This is a genomic window from Pontibacter anaerobius (genome assembly GCF_026241195.1).
GTDB classification, from domain to species: domain Bacteria; phylum Bacteroidota; class Bacteroidia; order Cytophagales; family Hymenobacteraceae; genus Pontibacter; species Pontibacter anaerobius.
Genome location: NZ_JAPFQO010000015.1, coordinates 62,428 through 77,397, shown reverse-complemented (window position 1 = coordinate 77,397; position 14,970 = coordinate 62,428). Strand labels below are relative to the sequence as shown.

Sequence of the window (14,970 nt, the reverse complement as noted above, 5' to 3'; positions counted from 1 at the left end):
AAAAATAATTTTAGGCTGCTGTCCTGATGCAATAACACAGGGCGTAAGTAGAAGGGTGTTAAAAAGAAAAGCGCCTTCTGCCACTGCAGAAGGCGCTTTTCTTTAAGTATAGCTTGTCAGGGCAAGGCCTAGCGTGAAATGGCGCTTAGCTGGCTCTGGAACATTTCGATCAGGGCAGTCTTGGTGCCGATCTTTCTGTTGAAGTTTCGGATCTTTCCTTTCAGCATGTTGCGGAAGGCATCGTTGCTAGGCGAGTCGTTCAGTTTGCCCAGGTTCGTCTCCAGCAGCTCCAGTTCATTCCTGTCCGACTTAATAAAGTCTCTCAGGGCATTGATGCGCGCCTGTAGTCCATCGGTTTCCGAGAAGGTCTCGTTGCTGGCCTGCTGGCGCTTCCGGATGTAGTGCTCCAGGCTGCTCATCTCAAACACGCGGTCGCAGGCCTTGATGAAGCGCTCCCAAACCGCATCTGACACTTCCGGGCGTACCGGGCCAACTTTCTTCCACTCGGCCTGCAGCTCCTTGGCGCGCTTTACGGCATCGTTCAGGCTCAGGTCCTGTAGCAACTGCTCGGCTTCTGAGGCAAGCTCCTGCTTTTGCTCATAGTTCTGCTCGTAAAACTGCTCGCGCGAGGCATTCTTCTCTTTCTGTATCTTGCGCTTCAGGCGTTCAAAAAAGTGGTTATGGGCTTTCCGGAAGCTGTTCCAGAGATTCGTCATGGTTTTGCGCGGCAGGTTACCGCCCACTTCCTTCCACTGGTTCTGCAGTTCCTTAAGCTTAGCGGTTGTCTCCTCCCACTCCTCCGAGTTCATGATAGCGTACGACTGGTTGATCAGCTCGCGGTAGCGCTCATAGGCGCGGTTCTGCATGCGTTTCTTATCCTCGAAGAAATTCTTTTTACGCTCGAAGAAGTTCTCTACCGCGTTGCGGAAACGCTCTTCAATCTCGTCGGTAAGCTCTTTCTCCACCGGGCCGGTTTTTATCCAGGCCGTGCGCAGGTCTTTCAGCTTTTCGGTCGCCTCTTTCCAATCGATGCTCTCGCTGTGGGCCTCCGCCTCATTTATCAGTCCGATCTTAATACTGAGGTTCTTCTCGCGGTTCTGCTTAATGGTCTCGTTAATCTCTTCCTCAGCCTTATGCAGGGTGTGGTAGATCTGCTCAAAGTCGCCGAGGGCATCGTAGCTGCCTACCTGCTCCTTCATGTGCAGGACCTTCATCAGGAACGAGCCTTTGTTGTCGGATGTATCGATGCGTTGCAGCAGGTTGTTCACCTTTTCGCTGAACATATCGAAGCGCTTGGCAAAATATACAAGCGAATCATCCTCAGACTCTTTCACTTCGCCTACCTGCCGGGCAGGGTAGGTCATAAAGGGCTTTAGCCATACTTGCTGGTCCTGGGTAAAACCAAACTTCTTGGCTTCTTCCAATAGGTTGTTGTTTTCCATTTTACTGGATTGGGTTATGCGTCGTACGTAATTTCTGGGTAAGGTGTCAGGGGTAAACTAATCTTTGCATACGCAGGCTTGCCTATAGCGTTTGTCATTGCCGGTATAAACCGGCCAGGCGCGCAAAGGCAGCTGGTGCAGCATCAGTAAATGCGATCCTTACCCACACAGTTTTTACAAGTTTAATGATTTCAGCGCACTTTTGTGAAGTGCAAAGACATGAATTTTTGCGATATTTGTAATTACTTACGTTAATAGTAATCAGGGGGATAGGTAACAGATACCATAATCCTACAGGTGGCGCGCAAAAATTCGTGAGATAGTTTAAAAGTATATTAGCAAAACACTACCAGATACAGCATGAGCAACGAAACCATTATCTTTTCAATGGCCGGGGTGAGCAAGATCTACCCACCAAAGAAACAAGTACTTAAAAATATTTACCTCTCCTTTTTCTACGGAGCCAAGATCGGCGTTCTGGGTCTGAACGGCTCGGGTAAATCCAGCTTGCTGAAGATTATAGCAGGCGTGGACAAGGAGTTCCAGGGCGAGGTGGTGTGGTCGCCGGGCTACACCGTGGGCTACCTGGAGCAGGAGCCGCAGCTGGACCCAACCAAAACCGTACGCGAGGTGGTAGAGGAAGGCGTGAGTGAAGTAGTGGGCCTGTTGAAGGAGTTCGACGAGATCAACATGAAGTTCGCCGAGGAGATGACCGACGATGAGATGAACAAACTCATTGAGCGCCAAGGCGAGGTGCAGGAGCGCCTGGACCAGCTGAACGCCTGGGAACTGGACAACCGCCTTGAGCGCGCTATGGATGCCCTGCGCACCCCGCCGGAAGATGCCATCATCGGTAACCTGTCGGGTGGTGAGAAGCGCCGCGTGGCCCTGTGCCGCCTGCTGTTGCAGGAGCCGGATGTGCTGTTGCTTGACGAGCCTACCAACCACCTCGACGCCGAGTCGGTGGACTGGCTGGAGCAGCACCTGCAGCAGTACAAAGGCACTGTTATCGCCGTTACCCACGACCGTTACTTCCTGGACAACGTGGCCGGCTGGATCCTGGAGCTGGACCGTGGCGAGGGTATTCCGTGGAAAGGCAACTACAGCAGCTGGCTGGAGCAGAAATCTACCAGGCTGGCGGCAGAGGAGAAAACCGAGAGCAAGCGCCAGAAGACTCTGCAGCGCGAGCTGGAGTGGGTGAAGATGGCCCCGAAAGCCCGTCATGCTAAATCTAAAGCGCGTATCAGCCAGTACGATAAGCTTGCTGGCGAGGAAGCGGCTAAGAAAGAAGAGAAACTGGAGCTGTTTATTCCTGATGGACCTCGCCTGGGTGCACAGGTTATAGAGGTGAACCATGTAAGCAAGGCCTACGGCGATAAGCTGCTGTTCGAGGACCTGAACTTCGCGCTGCCGCAGGGTGGCATTGTGGGCGTCATCGGCCCGAACGGTGCTGGTAAAACAACTTTGTTTAAGTTAATCACAGGCCAGGAGAAGCCAGACGCCGGAGACTTTACCGTTGGCTCTACCGTTCAGATCTCTTACGTAGACCAGGAGCACGCGCAACTGGACCCGACAAAATCGGTTTTCGAGGTGATATCCGGTGGCACAGAGCACATGATAATGGCCGGTCGCCAGGTGGTGTCCCGCGCGTACGTGAGCAAGTTTAACTTCTCGGGCGGAGACCAGGAGAAGAAGGTGGAGAAGTTATCGGGTGGTGAGCGCAACCGCGTGCACCTGGCCATGACGCTGAAAGAAGGCGGTAACCTGTTGCTGCTCGACGAGCCTACCAACGACCTGGACGTGAACGCGATCCGGGCGCTGGAGGATGCACTGGAGAACTTTGCCGGTTGTGCCGTAATCATCTCGCACGACCGCTGGTTCCTGGACAGAATTTGTACCCATATCCTGGCATTTGAGGGAGACTCTCAGGTATACTGGTTTGAGGGTAACTACACCGAGTATGAGGAGAACAAGAAGAAGCGCATGGGCGATGTGGAGCCCAAGCGCATCCGTTATAAGAAGCTGGTGTAGCCACCAGGTTTAACCAAGTTCAGTTTTGAGCCCCCGTTGCTAACAAAGCAGCGGGGGCTTATTTTTTAGTAAATTGTAGGCGTAACTGCCTGAAGTGGTGTGTCTTAAGAGGATTTTTGTAAAATATTTTCAAATTTTTTTTTTGCACTATTTGAGAAGAAAACTTGCTTTAATCTTGTGTCTGGTAATTAAGGAGTTGCAGTATTTGAAGCACCCCGGTTAGTGGTAAAGTGTAACTTGAGAGAAATAACATACAATAATTTGCATATTAAATTTATCTGATATTTATTTGTACCGTCTTCTAAAGATAATTGCAATATGCTTTTACTGTAGTGGATTTAAACTTGCATCTCACCTAAAATCAAAACTAAACCTTTAAACAATTACAAAGTCATGAAAAAAGTTGTACTGAATGATTCTCTGGTAAACGTAATCGTAGCTACTTATTTTATTATCGGCGGTGTTATAAGCCACATGGTACTTTAAGTTTACCAACACAGTACTATACAAGAAGGGGCTGCAATCTGATGGGGATGCAGCCCCTTTTCTTTTATCGGGTAACCGGAGAATTAGGATCAGGCTAAAAATGATTAAGTTTGCCGTAAACCTGCCTCTAGTTCTCGCGCAGGAAGTATTAAAGTCCTGTAAAGTATGATTCGGTTCCTGAGCCACGAGCAGATAGACAAGACCAAGTGGGATGCCTGCATTACGGCCTCTGCCGATAACATGGTATATGCGCTGTCGTGGTTCTTAGATGTGGTGTCGGCGGGGTGGCAGGCATTTGTGGAGGAGCAGGAGGGGACTTACGTAACGGTGATGCCGTTGCCAGGCATACTTAAAATGGGCTTCCCGTACCTGAGCCAGCCTTACCACACGCACCAGCTGGGTGTTTTTACCACCGCCCGCAGTAGCGAGGGGGTGCGGGAGCAAATGCTGGAGCGCACCTTAAAACACTATAAGTTTATCCACAGCTACCGCTTTAACATGAGCGACACAGCTCACCTGGAGAAGCTGCAGGATACGTATGAGCTGGTGGCAAGGTATACCCGTTACCTCAAATTAAACAAGCCATACCCCGAGCTTTACAAGAACTATACCCGCGACCGCAAAATGAACCTTAAGCGGGCAAAGCGTGCTAACCTGAGCATGTTTGAGAGCGACGACATTGAACCGCTGATCCAGCATTTTAAAAAGCATATCGAGCATAAGGTAGTGGGCGGTGTATCGGAGCATACATACCAGATGCTGCGCGATCTGTTTGGGGTGATGAAGGAGCGGGGCGTGGCGCAGCTGATTTATACTACCTCCGGCGATGAGGTGAACGCCGGCTGCCTGTTCTTCAAGTATAACAACGTCATCAGCTATGCCTTTAACTCCGCAGATAGCGAAGGGCGTGTGGCCAACGGCCGTACCCTGGTGCTCGACGAGATTATCCGGCAGCACGCGGGCACCGACTATACCCTGGACTTTGAGAGCCCGATGATTGAGCAGATAGAGCACTTCTACGCCAGCTTCGGGGCACACCGGGTAAAGTACTTCGCCCTGCGCCACAACGCGCTGCCGCTGTATGTCAAGATCATCCGTAATATCCGCATGAAAGTATACCGCACCTTCTTTTCGACTGGTGTGGCTGAGGAAGTATAAACCCCGCACACGTGCCGCAGCTACTCCAGCATAAAGAGATCGACAAAGCCGCCTGGGATGCCTGTGTGGAAGCCTCGGGGCAGCGGCAGGTGTATGCGCTGTCGTGGTACCTGGACGTGGTGTCGCCGGGGTGGCAGGCGGTGGTGGAGCAGGAGAGAGGCATTTACACTTGCGTGATGCCGTTGCCGGTGCGCCGCAAGTTCGGAATATTATACTTACAGCAGCCGCTGTTCTGCCAGCAGCTGGGCATTTATTCGCGGCAGGAGCTGAGACAGGAACAGGCAGTGGCGTTTCAGGCTATCGTGCAGCGAAATTTTAAGTACGCACCAGGCTATGCCTTTTGCACCGGCAACTCAAGTTCCCTGCAACGTATGGCCGATCCGCAATTTCATACTTTGTACACGCTCTACCTGGGCCTTAACAAGCCGTACGGGCAGCTTTGGAAAGGCTACACCCGCGACCGCAAGTATAACCTGAACAAGGCCCGACGCGAGAACCTGCGCCTCATCCAAAGCCAGGACATTGAGCCGCTCATCCGCCTGTTCCGGCAAAATATAGAGCACAAAGTATACGGAGGGGTGGATGAGGCGGCCTACGACATGCTGCACCGGTTATACACGGCCTGTGTGGAAAAGAGTGTGGCAGAGCTGGTTTATACTTTGGATGAACTTGGCAGGGTAGTGGCGGGCGGCCTGTTCCTGTATTACGGCGGTTACATCATCTACATTTTTAATGCGGCCGATGCCAGCGGCAGAAAGCGCAACGGCCGCACCCTCATCCTGGACCACATCATCCAGCAGAACGCCAACACAGATCAAATACTGGACTTCGAGAGTCCCATGATTGAAAGTATAGCGGGATTTTACCAGAGCTTCGGGTCGGTGCCGGTACCTTTTTTTGAGTGGGAGTACAACCTGCTGCCACAGCCACTCAGGCTGCTGAAGCAGGTACGGCGGCAGGTACTGCTAAGGCTGTTGCCATGCCAAAAAAGGGGATAGAGAGGGTTGCAACTTCTGCAGCAGCAATTATCCTTTAAAAATCCACTTTTAAAGTGCTTAACACTTAGAAAATCAATATGTTATGAGTTAACATTTGAGGCCGATAAGGCGTATAGTATATAAAGTCAAATTCATAACTGAACTTTATATGTGAAAATTTTACGCTCATTATCATGAAAAATGCTTACAAAGACCAGGAATCTCTGGCTTACCTGATTATAGCCGCTTACTTTGCGGTAGCCGGTACCATTGCCGTGCTGGTAAGCTACTAAAAACGCTCCTCTAAACGAAAAAAGGCCATACGCAAGTATGGCCTTTATACTTTATAACTATTACTGCTATTTCACCTTCTCAAAGTCAAGCTCGTCGAAGTGGAAGTCAGGGTTGTCGGAGTCGATGCGCATCTGGCTTATACTTCCGTCCGCGCCGGTCAGGAAGCGCACGTTGGTAGGGTGCAGCAGGGCAAAGTCATTCTTCCAGTCGAGGTTGAAGATATCGTGCTCCCAGAAGCTGAGCGTACCGTTTAGGGCAGGGGCCGGCTCCAGTTGCAGGTGCAGTTTGCCATCCGTTAAAGTAACCCTGGCGTTGCCGTACAACTGGCTGTGGTAGGTGCCGGTGTAGTCTGCCAGGTTGCGGGTGGGCTTGCTCTTTTTCTTCTTCTTTTCTTTCGGTGCTTTGGAGGCGGCTTCTGCCTCAGCCTTGCGGGCTTCTGAGGCTCTGTCGAGGTAAAACCGGCTCCAGTCGCGGCCATTCTTTACCTCCAGAAACTGGTCGAGGGTATAGTTGGCGAGTGGCGTCATGATGCTGCTCATGCTGTTGGTCAGTACCACTACGCCCAGGTTCTCCTCTGGCACCAGCACGGTGCGGCTGTTCATGCCTTCGTGGCCGCCGCCGTGGTAAACCAGTTTGCGCCCTTCGTAGTCGCTCACGAACCAGCCCAGGCCCGCGCCTGCAAAATGGGTGGACGGCACCATCTCCTCTGCCTGCTTTGAAACCGGGAAGGGGTTGTGCATGGTCCACATGTTGCGGCTGGCCTCCTCGCTGAAGATCTCTTTGCCTTTATACTTGCCGCGGTTCAGTTGCAGGCGCATCCACTGGGCCTGCTCGTTTACGCTGGTAAAGATACCTGCGGCCGGGTTCCAGTTGTCCCAGGCGGTGAGGGTGGTGGCGTATGGCTTTTTGTTCGCGTCGAAGCCGTGCGGCGAGGCTACGTTCTGCACTCCCTTCAGGTCGTTTACCGAAGTATGGGAGCGGTTCATGCCCAGCGGCTGAAAAAAGGTGTCTTTGATGTAGTCCTCCCAGGTCTTACCACTGACTTTCTCGATGACCTCTCCGGCGGTTATGAACATCAGGTTAGAGTAGCCATAGCCGTTGCGGAAACTATACACGGGCTCCAGGTAGCGCATGCGCTCGATGATCTCGGGGCGGCTGTAGGTGGTGTTGTACCAGAGCAAATCGCCGCTGAAGGTTTTGAACCCCACGCGGTGGCTCAGCAGGTCCTCTATCGTCAGGTTCTCCGTCACGAACGGGTCGTAAAGCTGCAGGTAGGGCACATACTTCTTCACCTTGTCGTCCCATTTTATTTTGCCCTGATCCACCAAGGTAGCCAGTGCGGCGGCGGTGTAGGCTTTTGAGTTGGAGGCGATGCCGAAAAGGGTGTTGGCGTCTACCTGGCCCCCTTTCTTATTGTCGAGTAGGCCGTAGCCTTTGGCAAAGATCACAGAGTCGTTTTTCACGATGGCGATGGCCATGCCCGGCACGTCCCATTCTTTAAGCGCTTTTTGGTAGTAGGCGTCCAGTTTCTGGAGGCTGGCGGCTGTGTTTTGTTGTGCCCGGGCCTGCGGCAGCACCAGCAGCGCCAAAAGCAACAGGAGCACTAGCCGGAACTGCTTCGTTGTATGTTGGTTGATCATGTTAAAGTAACGTATGGATAGTTTGTAATGCAGCAATATACTTATATTTGAACGGATAGCGAAGCTTTAGCAGCGAGGCAGCCACTGAGAGTTGCCCATACGTTCATATGTCATCAGAAACAAACCTACCATACTATGTTTGGGCGGACAATTGACCTCGGATTAGGGAGGAAGTACACGGGCAAAACTAAGCGCCTCATTAACAAAGACGGCTCGTTCAATATTGTAAAACGGGGCCGGGAAATGCGCCTGTACGACACTTACCAGTACCTAAGCCGTGTTTCTACAGAGCGCCTGGCACTTTTTATACTTGCTACTTACCTGCTCATCAACCTTCTGTTTGCCTTTGTGTATGTATGGTGCGGGGTGGAGAACTTACGAGGCACTGATCCTTCGCTGTATCCTTTCCTAAACGCTTTCTTCTTTAGTGTGCAAACCTTCACAACGGTGGGCTACGGGGTGATGGCGCCGCAGGGGCTGGCCGTTAACCTGGTTGTAACGCTGGAGTCGCTGTTAGGGTGGGTGGGCTTCGCCATTATTGCCGGTGTGGTCTTCAGTCGCTTCTCCAAACCCAACGTACGTATCCTGTACAGCAATAATGCGGTCATCACACCCGGTAATGGCGTCAACAGGCTGCAGTTTCGGCTTGCTAACAAGCGCAACAATGTGCTGATGGAGATGGAGGCGAGGGTTATGCTGATGATGCAGGACGTGCACTACGACCGCCACTACTATAACCTGAAGCTGGAGCAGTCTTCGCTGCACTTTTTCCCGCTGGACTGGACCCTTGCGCACCAGATAGACCAGGACAGTCCGCTCTACAACATCGGCCAGCAGCAACTGGAAGAGCGGAGAGCCGAAGTGCTGATCTCAATAAAGGGCTTCGATGAGACGTTTGGCCAGGTCATCCACTCCCGCTTCTCCTACACGTTCGATGAGATCCTGTGGAATGCTCGGTTCAAGAAAGCCTATGATACCGATGCGGAAGGAGAGATTATACTTAACCTGACCAGGTTACACGAAACAGAGCGGATAAATTAGTTATTGCCTTCTTCCCGCGGTTTATGTGTGCCCTGTTCATACTCCTTCCGCTCCATTTCCAGGCGCTGCTGCTCTTCGGCGGAGAGGCTAGCCAGTTTGCGGAGGTCGGGCTGGCCTGCATCAACCCAGGCGGTGTACCAGTAACTGGCAACGGTGCGTATGGCTAGGCGCATCTGTCGCTCCACCTGCCCGTTTAGCTTTTTGCTGTAGGCCTCCGAAAAGGTTCGGGAATAAACGCGGGTGGTCAGGTTGTTCCGCACCTCAAAGCCATACTTCTTCTCCTCGTCAAACTCCTGCGTCAGCTGCCGCTCAAAGTATAATACTGAGTCCAGGGCGGTGTGAGCGGAGGCTACCAGGTCCCAAGCCCTTAGCTGTGGCTGCTCTATGTAGTTGGCCTGCCCTACAAAAAAGTCGTAGTTATCGGAGAAGAGCTCTGGCAGGCGCGTTTCCCAGAAAGCGTGGATGCCCCGCTGGCCCGTTAGCTGGCCGTTGTAGTTCCGGGTAGTGTGCAGCGGCACGCAGGCATCGGCAATGTAGTGGCCCATTTCGGTGGAGAGGCGCAGGATGCGGTCTGCGTTGCGCTCTTTAAAGGCCTGGGTGAGTTGGAACTTCATCAGATTAATGTGCCAGGGCACAATGCCGTAGGCCTGCAACGTATCCTCGCTGTACATCTCCACGGCTTGCTGCCAGAAGCGGGGCAAAGTATACAGGGCGCTGTCGCCGTACACGTCCAGGTCAATGTAATGGCGCGGGGCCTCGCCCTCCACGGCGTAGCGGCGCTTGTCGGGGTTCACGGCATTCTCGGTAATGTAGCGGATGTGCTTTTTGTAGAAGCCCACCATCTCGGGCGGCAGCGAGAACACGGCCAGCCGGTTAATGCGCTGGTGCGCAAAAAAGCCCCAGGTATAGCCGTTGAGCGGCAGCAGCAGGGTGAGCACCAAAAGTGTAAACCTAAGTGGGGTAGCCATACCTGCTGTGTACGCACCCACGCGAAAGACGATAGCATAGCAAGTATAAAGTTCTGCTATACTTATGGTTTTCAGGTGTTCGGGGGAGATAGACTGCACTAGCTAATAAAATGACAAACTTTTGTTTGTAGCCAGGCAATATAAGTTGTGAATCCTTCGTATAACCCTATCTTTGCGTACCATCGTCTATTCTTAAAACGATTCACCGATCAAGATGCACACCCTCGATTTCTTCAACCACGTTCCTGAAAACATCATCATTGTGACACCTGATATGCATGTGTTGGCAGCAACAGAAACTTACCTGGAAACAACCGGGCGCAGGCGTGAGGATATTCTCGGGAAACATTTCCTGCTGGAGGCTTTCCCCAATAGCGAGGTGCCTTACGAGGAGAACCCGGTAAAGCTATCCATAGATAAGGCCATTGAGACCAGGCAGGTAGATTACCTGGATGTAATCCGCTATGACATTGCCAAACCCGCAGAAGAGGGCGGAGGCTACAGTGAGCGGTACTGGGAAGCTTCGCATACGCCGGTGCTGGATGAAGCCGGGCAGATACGTTACATCATTCAGAACACACACGACGTAACAGAAAGGGAGAAAGCCAGAAGGGAGCAGGCCATGACCGAGGAGAAGTTCCGGTTTCTGACAGATGCCGTTCCGCAACTGATCTTTACGATGGATGTGGAGGGCAAGCTTACCTACATGAACAAGCGCTGGGCAGATTATACCGGCATCCCGGTGGAAGACACGCTGCAAGGCAACGGATGGGAGCAGGCTATTCATCCGGACGATTTGCAGCTTGTCCGGAAGAGGATGAATGAAGTCCTCCCGAGAGGGGAAGAGTTTCAGCTAGAGCTTCGCATCCGCAACAAGTATGGCATGTACAGGTGGTTCCTGACAAAGAGCCTGCCGATGAAAGACGAGAACGGCAACACCCTGCTGTGGGTGGGCAGCTCCTCGGATGTGCAGGACGCTAAGCAGCTGGTGCAGGAGTTACTGGAGAGTAACGAGCAGATGTCGGAGTTAGCCGATCAGGTGCAGAAAGCCTACACAAAAGCCGAAGTAGAGCGCCGTACCCTGGAGCGCCTTATTATGAAGGCGCCTGTCTTCTTCTGCATCCTGCGTGGGCCCGAACACCGCTACGAGTTAATAAATGAAAAGTATAAGCAGTTGCTGCCGCAGAAGGAACTGCTCGGCAAAGCCGTGGAGGAAGTATTGCCGGAACTCCGGGAGCAGGGCTTTATACATATCCTGGATGAAGTATACAGTACAGGCAAAGAGTATGTGGCAGAGGGCATATCCGTCAACCTCGACCGCTATAACACAGGGGAGCTGGAGGAGATGCACCTAACTTTTATCTATCAGGCTATCTACGATGAGCAGCACCAGATTAACGGCATTATGGTCTGTGGGTATGATGTAACAGAGCAGGCAGGGGAAAAAAGAGACTAAGATATCAATTGTCCGAACAAACAACACGTTAACGCGCTTTACCAAAACATGAACCAAGCCCAGGTAGATTTTCAGCAACTTCGGATTAAACACATCCTGTTTAAGTCGAAGGTGCGTTCTGTCGTTTACGGCGGGAGGAAAGATGAGGCTTTCTTCTCGCGGAGCGGGCCTTTGGGCTTATGGTTTAGCGCAATAGGCAGGAGCAGGTATGCCAGCCTGCCCGAAATGCAGGAACTGCTAAGGGTGCAGCAGGACCTGGACTCGGCCGCGGATCAGCTGTTTCGCCTGTACGGGAGCGGCAAAATTGAGGAGGCACTGGCCGGGCTGCAAAAAATTGAAGAACGATCCGTGAAGTTCCTGGAGCTGCTCTCAAAGCTTGAAGAAAGAGTATCTGTTTCAGGGGATTACCTGATATAGCCCCTTCCTGCGATCATAACATGCTTAATGCATTTCTTATAAGGCTGCTACGCCACCTCTTGGCCGAGACCCGGGCAACTTCTTCTTTATTATGATTGCCTCCGTGGCATCTCTACACCGCATAACCTGGAAACGGTACCGCTTACAATTGGCCTTATCGGTATTGGTACCCTGCTATCGTGTTTGCTGGGCTGGTGTACAGCATCATTACACTGCGCAGCACCCAGGCTCAGGATGAGGTGATCACCGTGTCTAAAAACCCCTTAGAATTCCACAGCTCGACAGGAGCTAACAAATGTTCAGCCAGATAAATCTAATCAATCTATATTTACGTAAAATTTTTATGCGTTAGATGCAATTTTAGAATTGTAGGCTAAAGTCTGGAACACATTCTAATTATCAACAGTAACCGAACACAAAATGAGACAAACTATTTTTCCTGTTATTGCGATGGTGTTTCTACTGGCTTGTAATGATGCCGAGAAGACTGTAGAACAGAATGCAGAAAGTAACCAAATGCCTGTTGCCCAAACTGCAATAGACACGGCAGAGGCCAGGCAGGAGCTAAATGCAATGGCTGATGAGATGCACAGCTTATTTAAGAAAAAGGACATTGCCTTTGTTGACAAGTTTATGGCTAAGGATGGTATCTATCTGGGTACTGATCCAAATGAAATACTGAATTTTGATGACTTAAGAGCTTATGAACAACAACTGTTCAGTGACACGGCGATGAACATTCCGGACTATAAGATCTCGCGCCGGGAGATAGTCATTAATGGGCCATCCGCCATCATTATTGATCAGTACTTCTTTCCTGATATCAGCGAAAAGGTTATGCTAAGAAACATTAGCCACGCCCGGCATGAAGACGGTAAATGGGTGTTTGACATGTTTTCCTGGAATTTTATACCTAAAAACGAAGACGTTCCGAAAATTAATCAGGCGCTCTAGCTATCATTTCTTAATACTGCCGTTCACAACGTCTGGCTCGTTACGTCAGCTGCACCCACTCCAGCTATACTTTATTTTTTTGCAAACGGCGCCAAGGTCGTCACCTTCTGCACCCTTCACATTCCTTTGTGTATGGTGGATTGAATGCATTAACTCAATAACCAAACATACTTATTTTGGCCTTCGCCTTTCATTTGCTTTGGATAAGTATATTGTGCAGCACTAACGTATAGCACTATGCAAATAGAAATCAGGCAGGAGCAGCCTGCAGACCGAAGCGAGGTGTATGAGTTGAACAGAGCTGCATTCGGGCAAGACAATGAAGCCAGGCTGGTAGATCTGCTGCGGGAAAGCAAGGCTTTTATTCCGGAGCTTTCAGTGGTGGCCACGGCAGCGGGTGCAGTAGTCGGTCATATCCTGTTCACTAAAATCAGTATTGTTGATGATGAGGGATGCGAGTTTGAAAGTCTGGCCCTGGCGCCCATGGCCGTTAAACCTGCTCTTCAGAGGCAGGGCATAGGCGGGCAATTGGTAAAGTATGGCCTCGGCAAAGCAAAAGCGCTCGGCTCCAGCTCTATGATTGTGCTGAGCCACGAAGGCTAATAACCGAAGTTCGGCTTTACCCCAGCGGCTAAATGGCGCATAAGTCCTCCTTTTGAAGCGCCGGAGAATGTGTTTTTGGTCATTGAACTGGTGGAAGGAGGCCTGGAGGGAGTGACAGGAACAGTGCGGTACCCGAAGGCGTTTGAGCAAGTATAAACCGGACTGCCATAAAGTATAAAAGGCGCCTGCTATACTTACAGCAGGCGCCTTTTATACTTTTGCAAGGCTATACTTTAGCGCCTCTTGGCCATGCTCGGGAAACGCATTTTATAATCTGCGTCTACCTCGCCTTTCGATATTTTAGCCAACTTGTTTTTGATCAGTCGCTTCTTCAGGCCAGACAGGTAATCGGTGAATAGGATACCCTCTACGTGGTCATACTCGTGCTGGATCACGCGGGCTGTCATGCCATCGTAGGTGTCTGTGTGCTCGTTCCACTCCTCGTCGAAGTAGCGGATAACGATGCGCTCCGGGCGGTAAACCACCTCACGTACGCCAGGTATGCTCAGGCAGCCTTCCTCAAAGCCCCACTCTTCGCCGTCTTCTTCTATAATCTCCGGGTTAATAAAGGCCTTTTTTACGCCCTTGCCCTGGTCTTCGTCGTCCATCATCGGCTCCGAGTCGATCACGAATAGGCGGATGCCCTTGCTGATCTGCGGAGCGGCCAGGCCTACGCCGTGCGCGTGGTACATGGTGGCGTACATATCTTCAACAAGCTCTTTCAGCTCCGGAAAATCCTTCGGAATGTCCTGCGCCGGCTCTTTCAGTACCGGGTCTCCGTAGGCGGTAATTGGGTAAATCATATATTTCTGCTTTCTAAATACGACTGTAAAATAATCACGGCGCTTATGCGGTCTACCGTGGCCTTGTCCTGACGGGCCTTCTTCTTCAGTCCGCCGGCCAGCATGGTCTGCTGCGCGATCTTGGAGGTAAAGCGCTCGTCCACCAGGTACACCGGTATGGCCGGAAACTCCTTCTGCAACCTGCGCTGGAAACCCACCACATGCTGCGTATTGTCGGTGGCCTCGCCGGAAAGGCGCTTAGGCATCCCCAGCACAAACGCCTCCACAGGCTCGCGCTGCACATAAGCCTTCAGGTAAGACAACACATCCTGGGCATGAACGGTTTCTAAGGGGCTCGCGATTATCTGGAGCGTGTCCGTAGCGGCCAGCCCCACCCGCTTTGTTCCGTAGTCAATCCCTAAAATTCTGCCCATAGTATTACAAAGGTAAGAATTTTAACGGTTGGTTGATAATTGTCGTCTGAACCACAGGGCAAAGGGTTTATACTTTATAACTCAAGTTGCGAGATGCAAGGTTCATGAGTTCTCAGCTGTTAGATTGAACCCACCCCTACCCCCTCCGAGGAGGGGAATTTTTACTCGTGCATGTAATTCCCCTCCTCGGAGGGGTTAGGGGTGGGTAATAGATTACCAGAAAAAAGTATCATGCAACTTGAGTTTTACAGGCATCATAGCCAAAGTATGATTGGTCTGCTGCAGGC

The 14,970-nt window shown here is 51.4% G+C and carries 13 protein-coding genes; 8 read left to right on the top strand and 5 right to left on the bottom strand.

Going from position 1 to position 14,970, the window contains the following annotated elements; genetic code table 11:
- Nucleotides 1-128: 128 nt before the first annotated feature.
- Entirely contained in the window at nucleotides 129-1,442 is a 1,314-nt protein-coding gene (locus OO017_RS19135) for a DUF349 domain-containing protein (protein WP_266054314.1), read from the bottom strand.
- 360 nt (nucleotides 1,443-1,802) lie between these two features.
- On the opposite strand from OO017_RS19135, the gene ettA reads away from it, so the two are divergent.
- The 3 genes from ettA (at nucleotide 1,803) to OO017_RS20065 (ending at nucleotide 6,115) form a co-directional block, all read left to right on the top strand.
- The gene (gene ettA / locus OO017_RS19130; protein ID WP_266054313.1) at nucleotides 1,803-3,473 is read left to right on the top strand and encodes an energy-dependent translational throttle protein EttA; all 1,671 of its coding nucleotides are present in this window, start codon (nucleotides 1,803-1,805) and stop codon (nucleotides 3,471-3,473) included.
- A 651-nt stretch (nucleotides 3,474-4,124) separates the two neighbouring features.
- A complete protein-coding gene (locus OO017_RS19125) occupies nucleotides 4,125-5,117 on the top strand; it encodes a GNAT family N-acetyltransferase (protein ID WP_266054312.1) in 993 nt (330 codons plus the stop codon).
- Nucleotides 5,118-5,128: 11 nt separating this feature from the next.
- The gene (locus tag OO017_RS20065) at nucleotides 5,129-6,115 is read left to right on the top strand and encodes a GNAT family N-acetyltransferase (RefSeq protein WP_266054311.1); all 987 of its coding nucleotides are present in this window, start codon (nucleotides 5,129-5,131) and stop codon (nucleotides 6,113-6,115) included.
- A gap of 338 nt (nucleotides 6,116-6,453) precedes the next feature.
- Here the strand turns inward: OO017_RS20065 and OO017_RS19115 are convergent, their stop codons facing one another.
- Nucleotides 6,454-8,028: a serine hydrolase gene (locus OO017_RS19115; protein WP_266054310.1), complete on the bottom strand. Its 1,575-nt coding sequence runs from the start codon at nucleotides 8,026-8,028 to the stop codon at nucleotides 6,454-6,456.
- A gap of 135 nt (nucleotides 8,029-8,163) precedes the next feature.
- Between OO017_RS19115 and OO017_RS19110 the strand changes: the two genes are divergently transcribed.
- Nucleotides 8,164-9,069 (top strand): ion channel, encoded by a 906-nt coding sequence (locus tag OO017_RS19110; RefSeq protein WP_266054309.1) that lies wholly within the window; start codon nucleotides 8,164-8,166, stop codon nucleotides 9,067-9,069.
- On the opposite strand, the gene OO017_RS19105 is transcribed toward OO017_RS19110, so the two are convergent.
- On the bottom strand, nucleotides 9,066-10,037 hold the full coding sequence (locus OO017_RS19105; protein WP_266054308.1) for a zinc dependent phospholipase C family protein: 972 nt from the start codon (nucleotides 10,035-10,037) through the stop codon (nucleotides 9,066-9,068). The two genes, OO017_RS19110 and OO017_RS19105, sit on opposite strands and share 4 nt — an antisense overlap.
- A gap of 214 nt (nucleotides 10,038-10,251) precedes the next feature.
- Between OO017_RS19105 and OO017_RS19100 the strand changes: the two genes are divergently transcribed.
- The 4 genes from OO017_RS19100 to OO017_RS19085 all read left to right on the top strand — a co-directional run bounded on the left by OO017_RS19100 (nucleotide 10,252) and on the right by OO017_RS19085 (nucleotide 13,467).
- A complete protein-coding gene (locus OO017_RS19100) occupies nucleotides 10,252-11,493 on the top strand; it encodes a PAS domain-containing protein (RefSeq protein WP_266054307.1) in 1,242 nt (413 codons plus the stop codon).
- Nucleotides 11,494-11,541: 48 nt separating this feature from the next.
- Nucleotides 11,542-11,910 (top strand): histidine kinase, encoded by a 369-nt coding sequence (locus OO017_RS19095; RefSeq protein ID WP_266054306.1) that lies wholly within the window; start codon nucleotides 11,542-11,544, stop codon nucleotides 11,908-11,910.
- Between the two features lie 420 nt (nucleotides 11,911-12,330).
- Nucleotides 12,331-12,864, top strand: a complete 534-nt coding sequence (locus OO017_RS19090) for a nuclear transport factor 2 family protein (RefSeq protein ID WP_266054305.1) — start codon at nucleotides 12,331-12,333, stop codon at nucleotides 12,862-12,864.
- Nucleotides 12,865-13,101: 237 nt separating this feature from the next.
- Complete coding sequence (locus OO017_RS19085; protein WP_266054304.1) at nucleotides 13,102-13,467, top strand: GNAT family N-acetyltransferase; 366 nt, start codon at nucleotides 13,102-13,104, stop codon at nucleotides 13,465-13,467.
- A gap of 233 nt (nucleotides 13,468-13,700) precedes the next feature.
- Here the strand turns inward: OO017_RS19085 and def are convergent, their stop codons facing one another.
- Together def and ruvX are read right to left on the bottom strand one after the other, a co-directional pair.
- Nucleotides 13,701-14,270, bottom strand: coding sequence for a peptide deformylase (gene def / locus OO017_RS19080; protein WP_266054303.1), 570 nt, complete (start codon nucleotides 14,268-14,270; stop codon nucleotides 13,701-13,703).
- Nucleotides 14,267-14,683, bottom strand: coding sequence for a Holliday junction resolvase RuvX (gene ruvX, locus OO017_RS19075; RefSeq protein ID WP_266054302.1), 417 nt, complete (start codon nucleotides 14,681-14,683; stop codon nucleotides 14,267-14,269). Before ruvX ends, def begins: the two co-directional genes overlap by 4 nt.
- Nucleotides 14,684-14,970 lie beyond the last annotated feature (287 nt).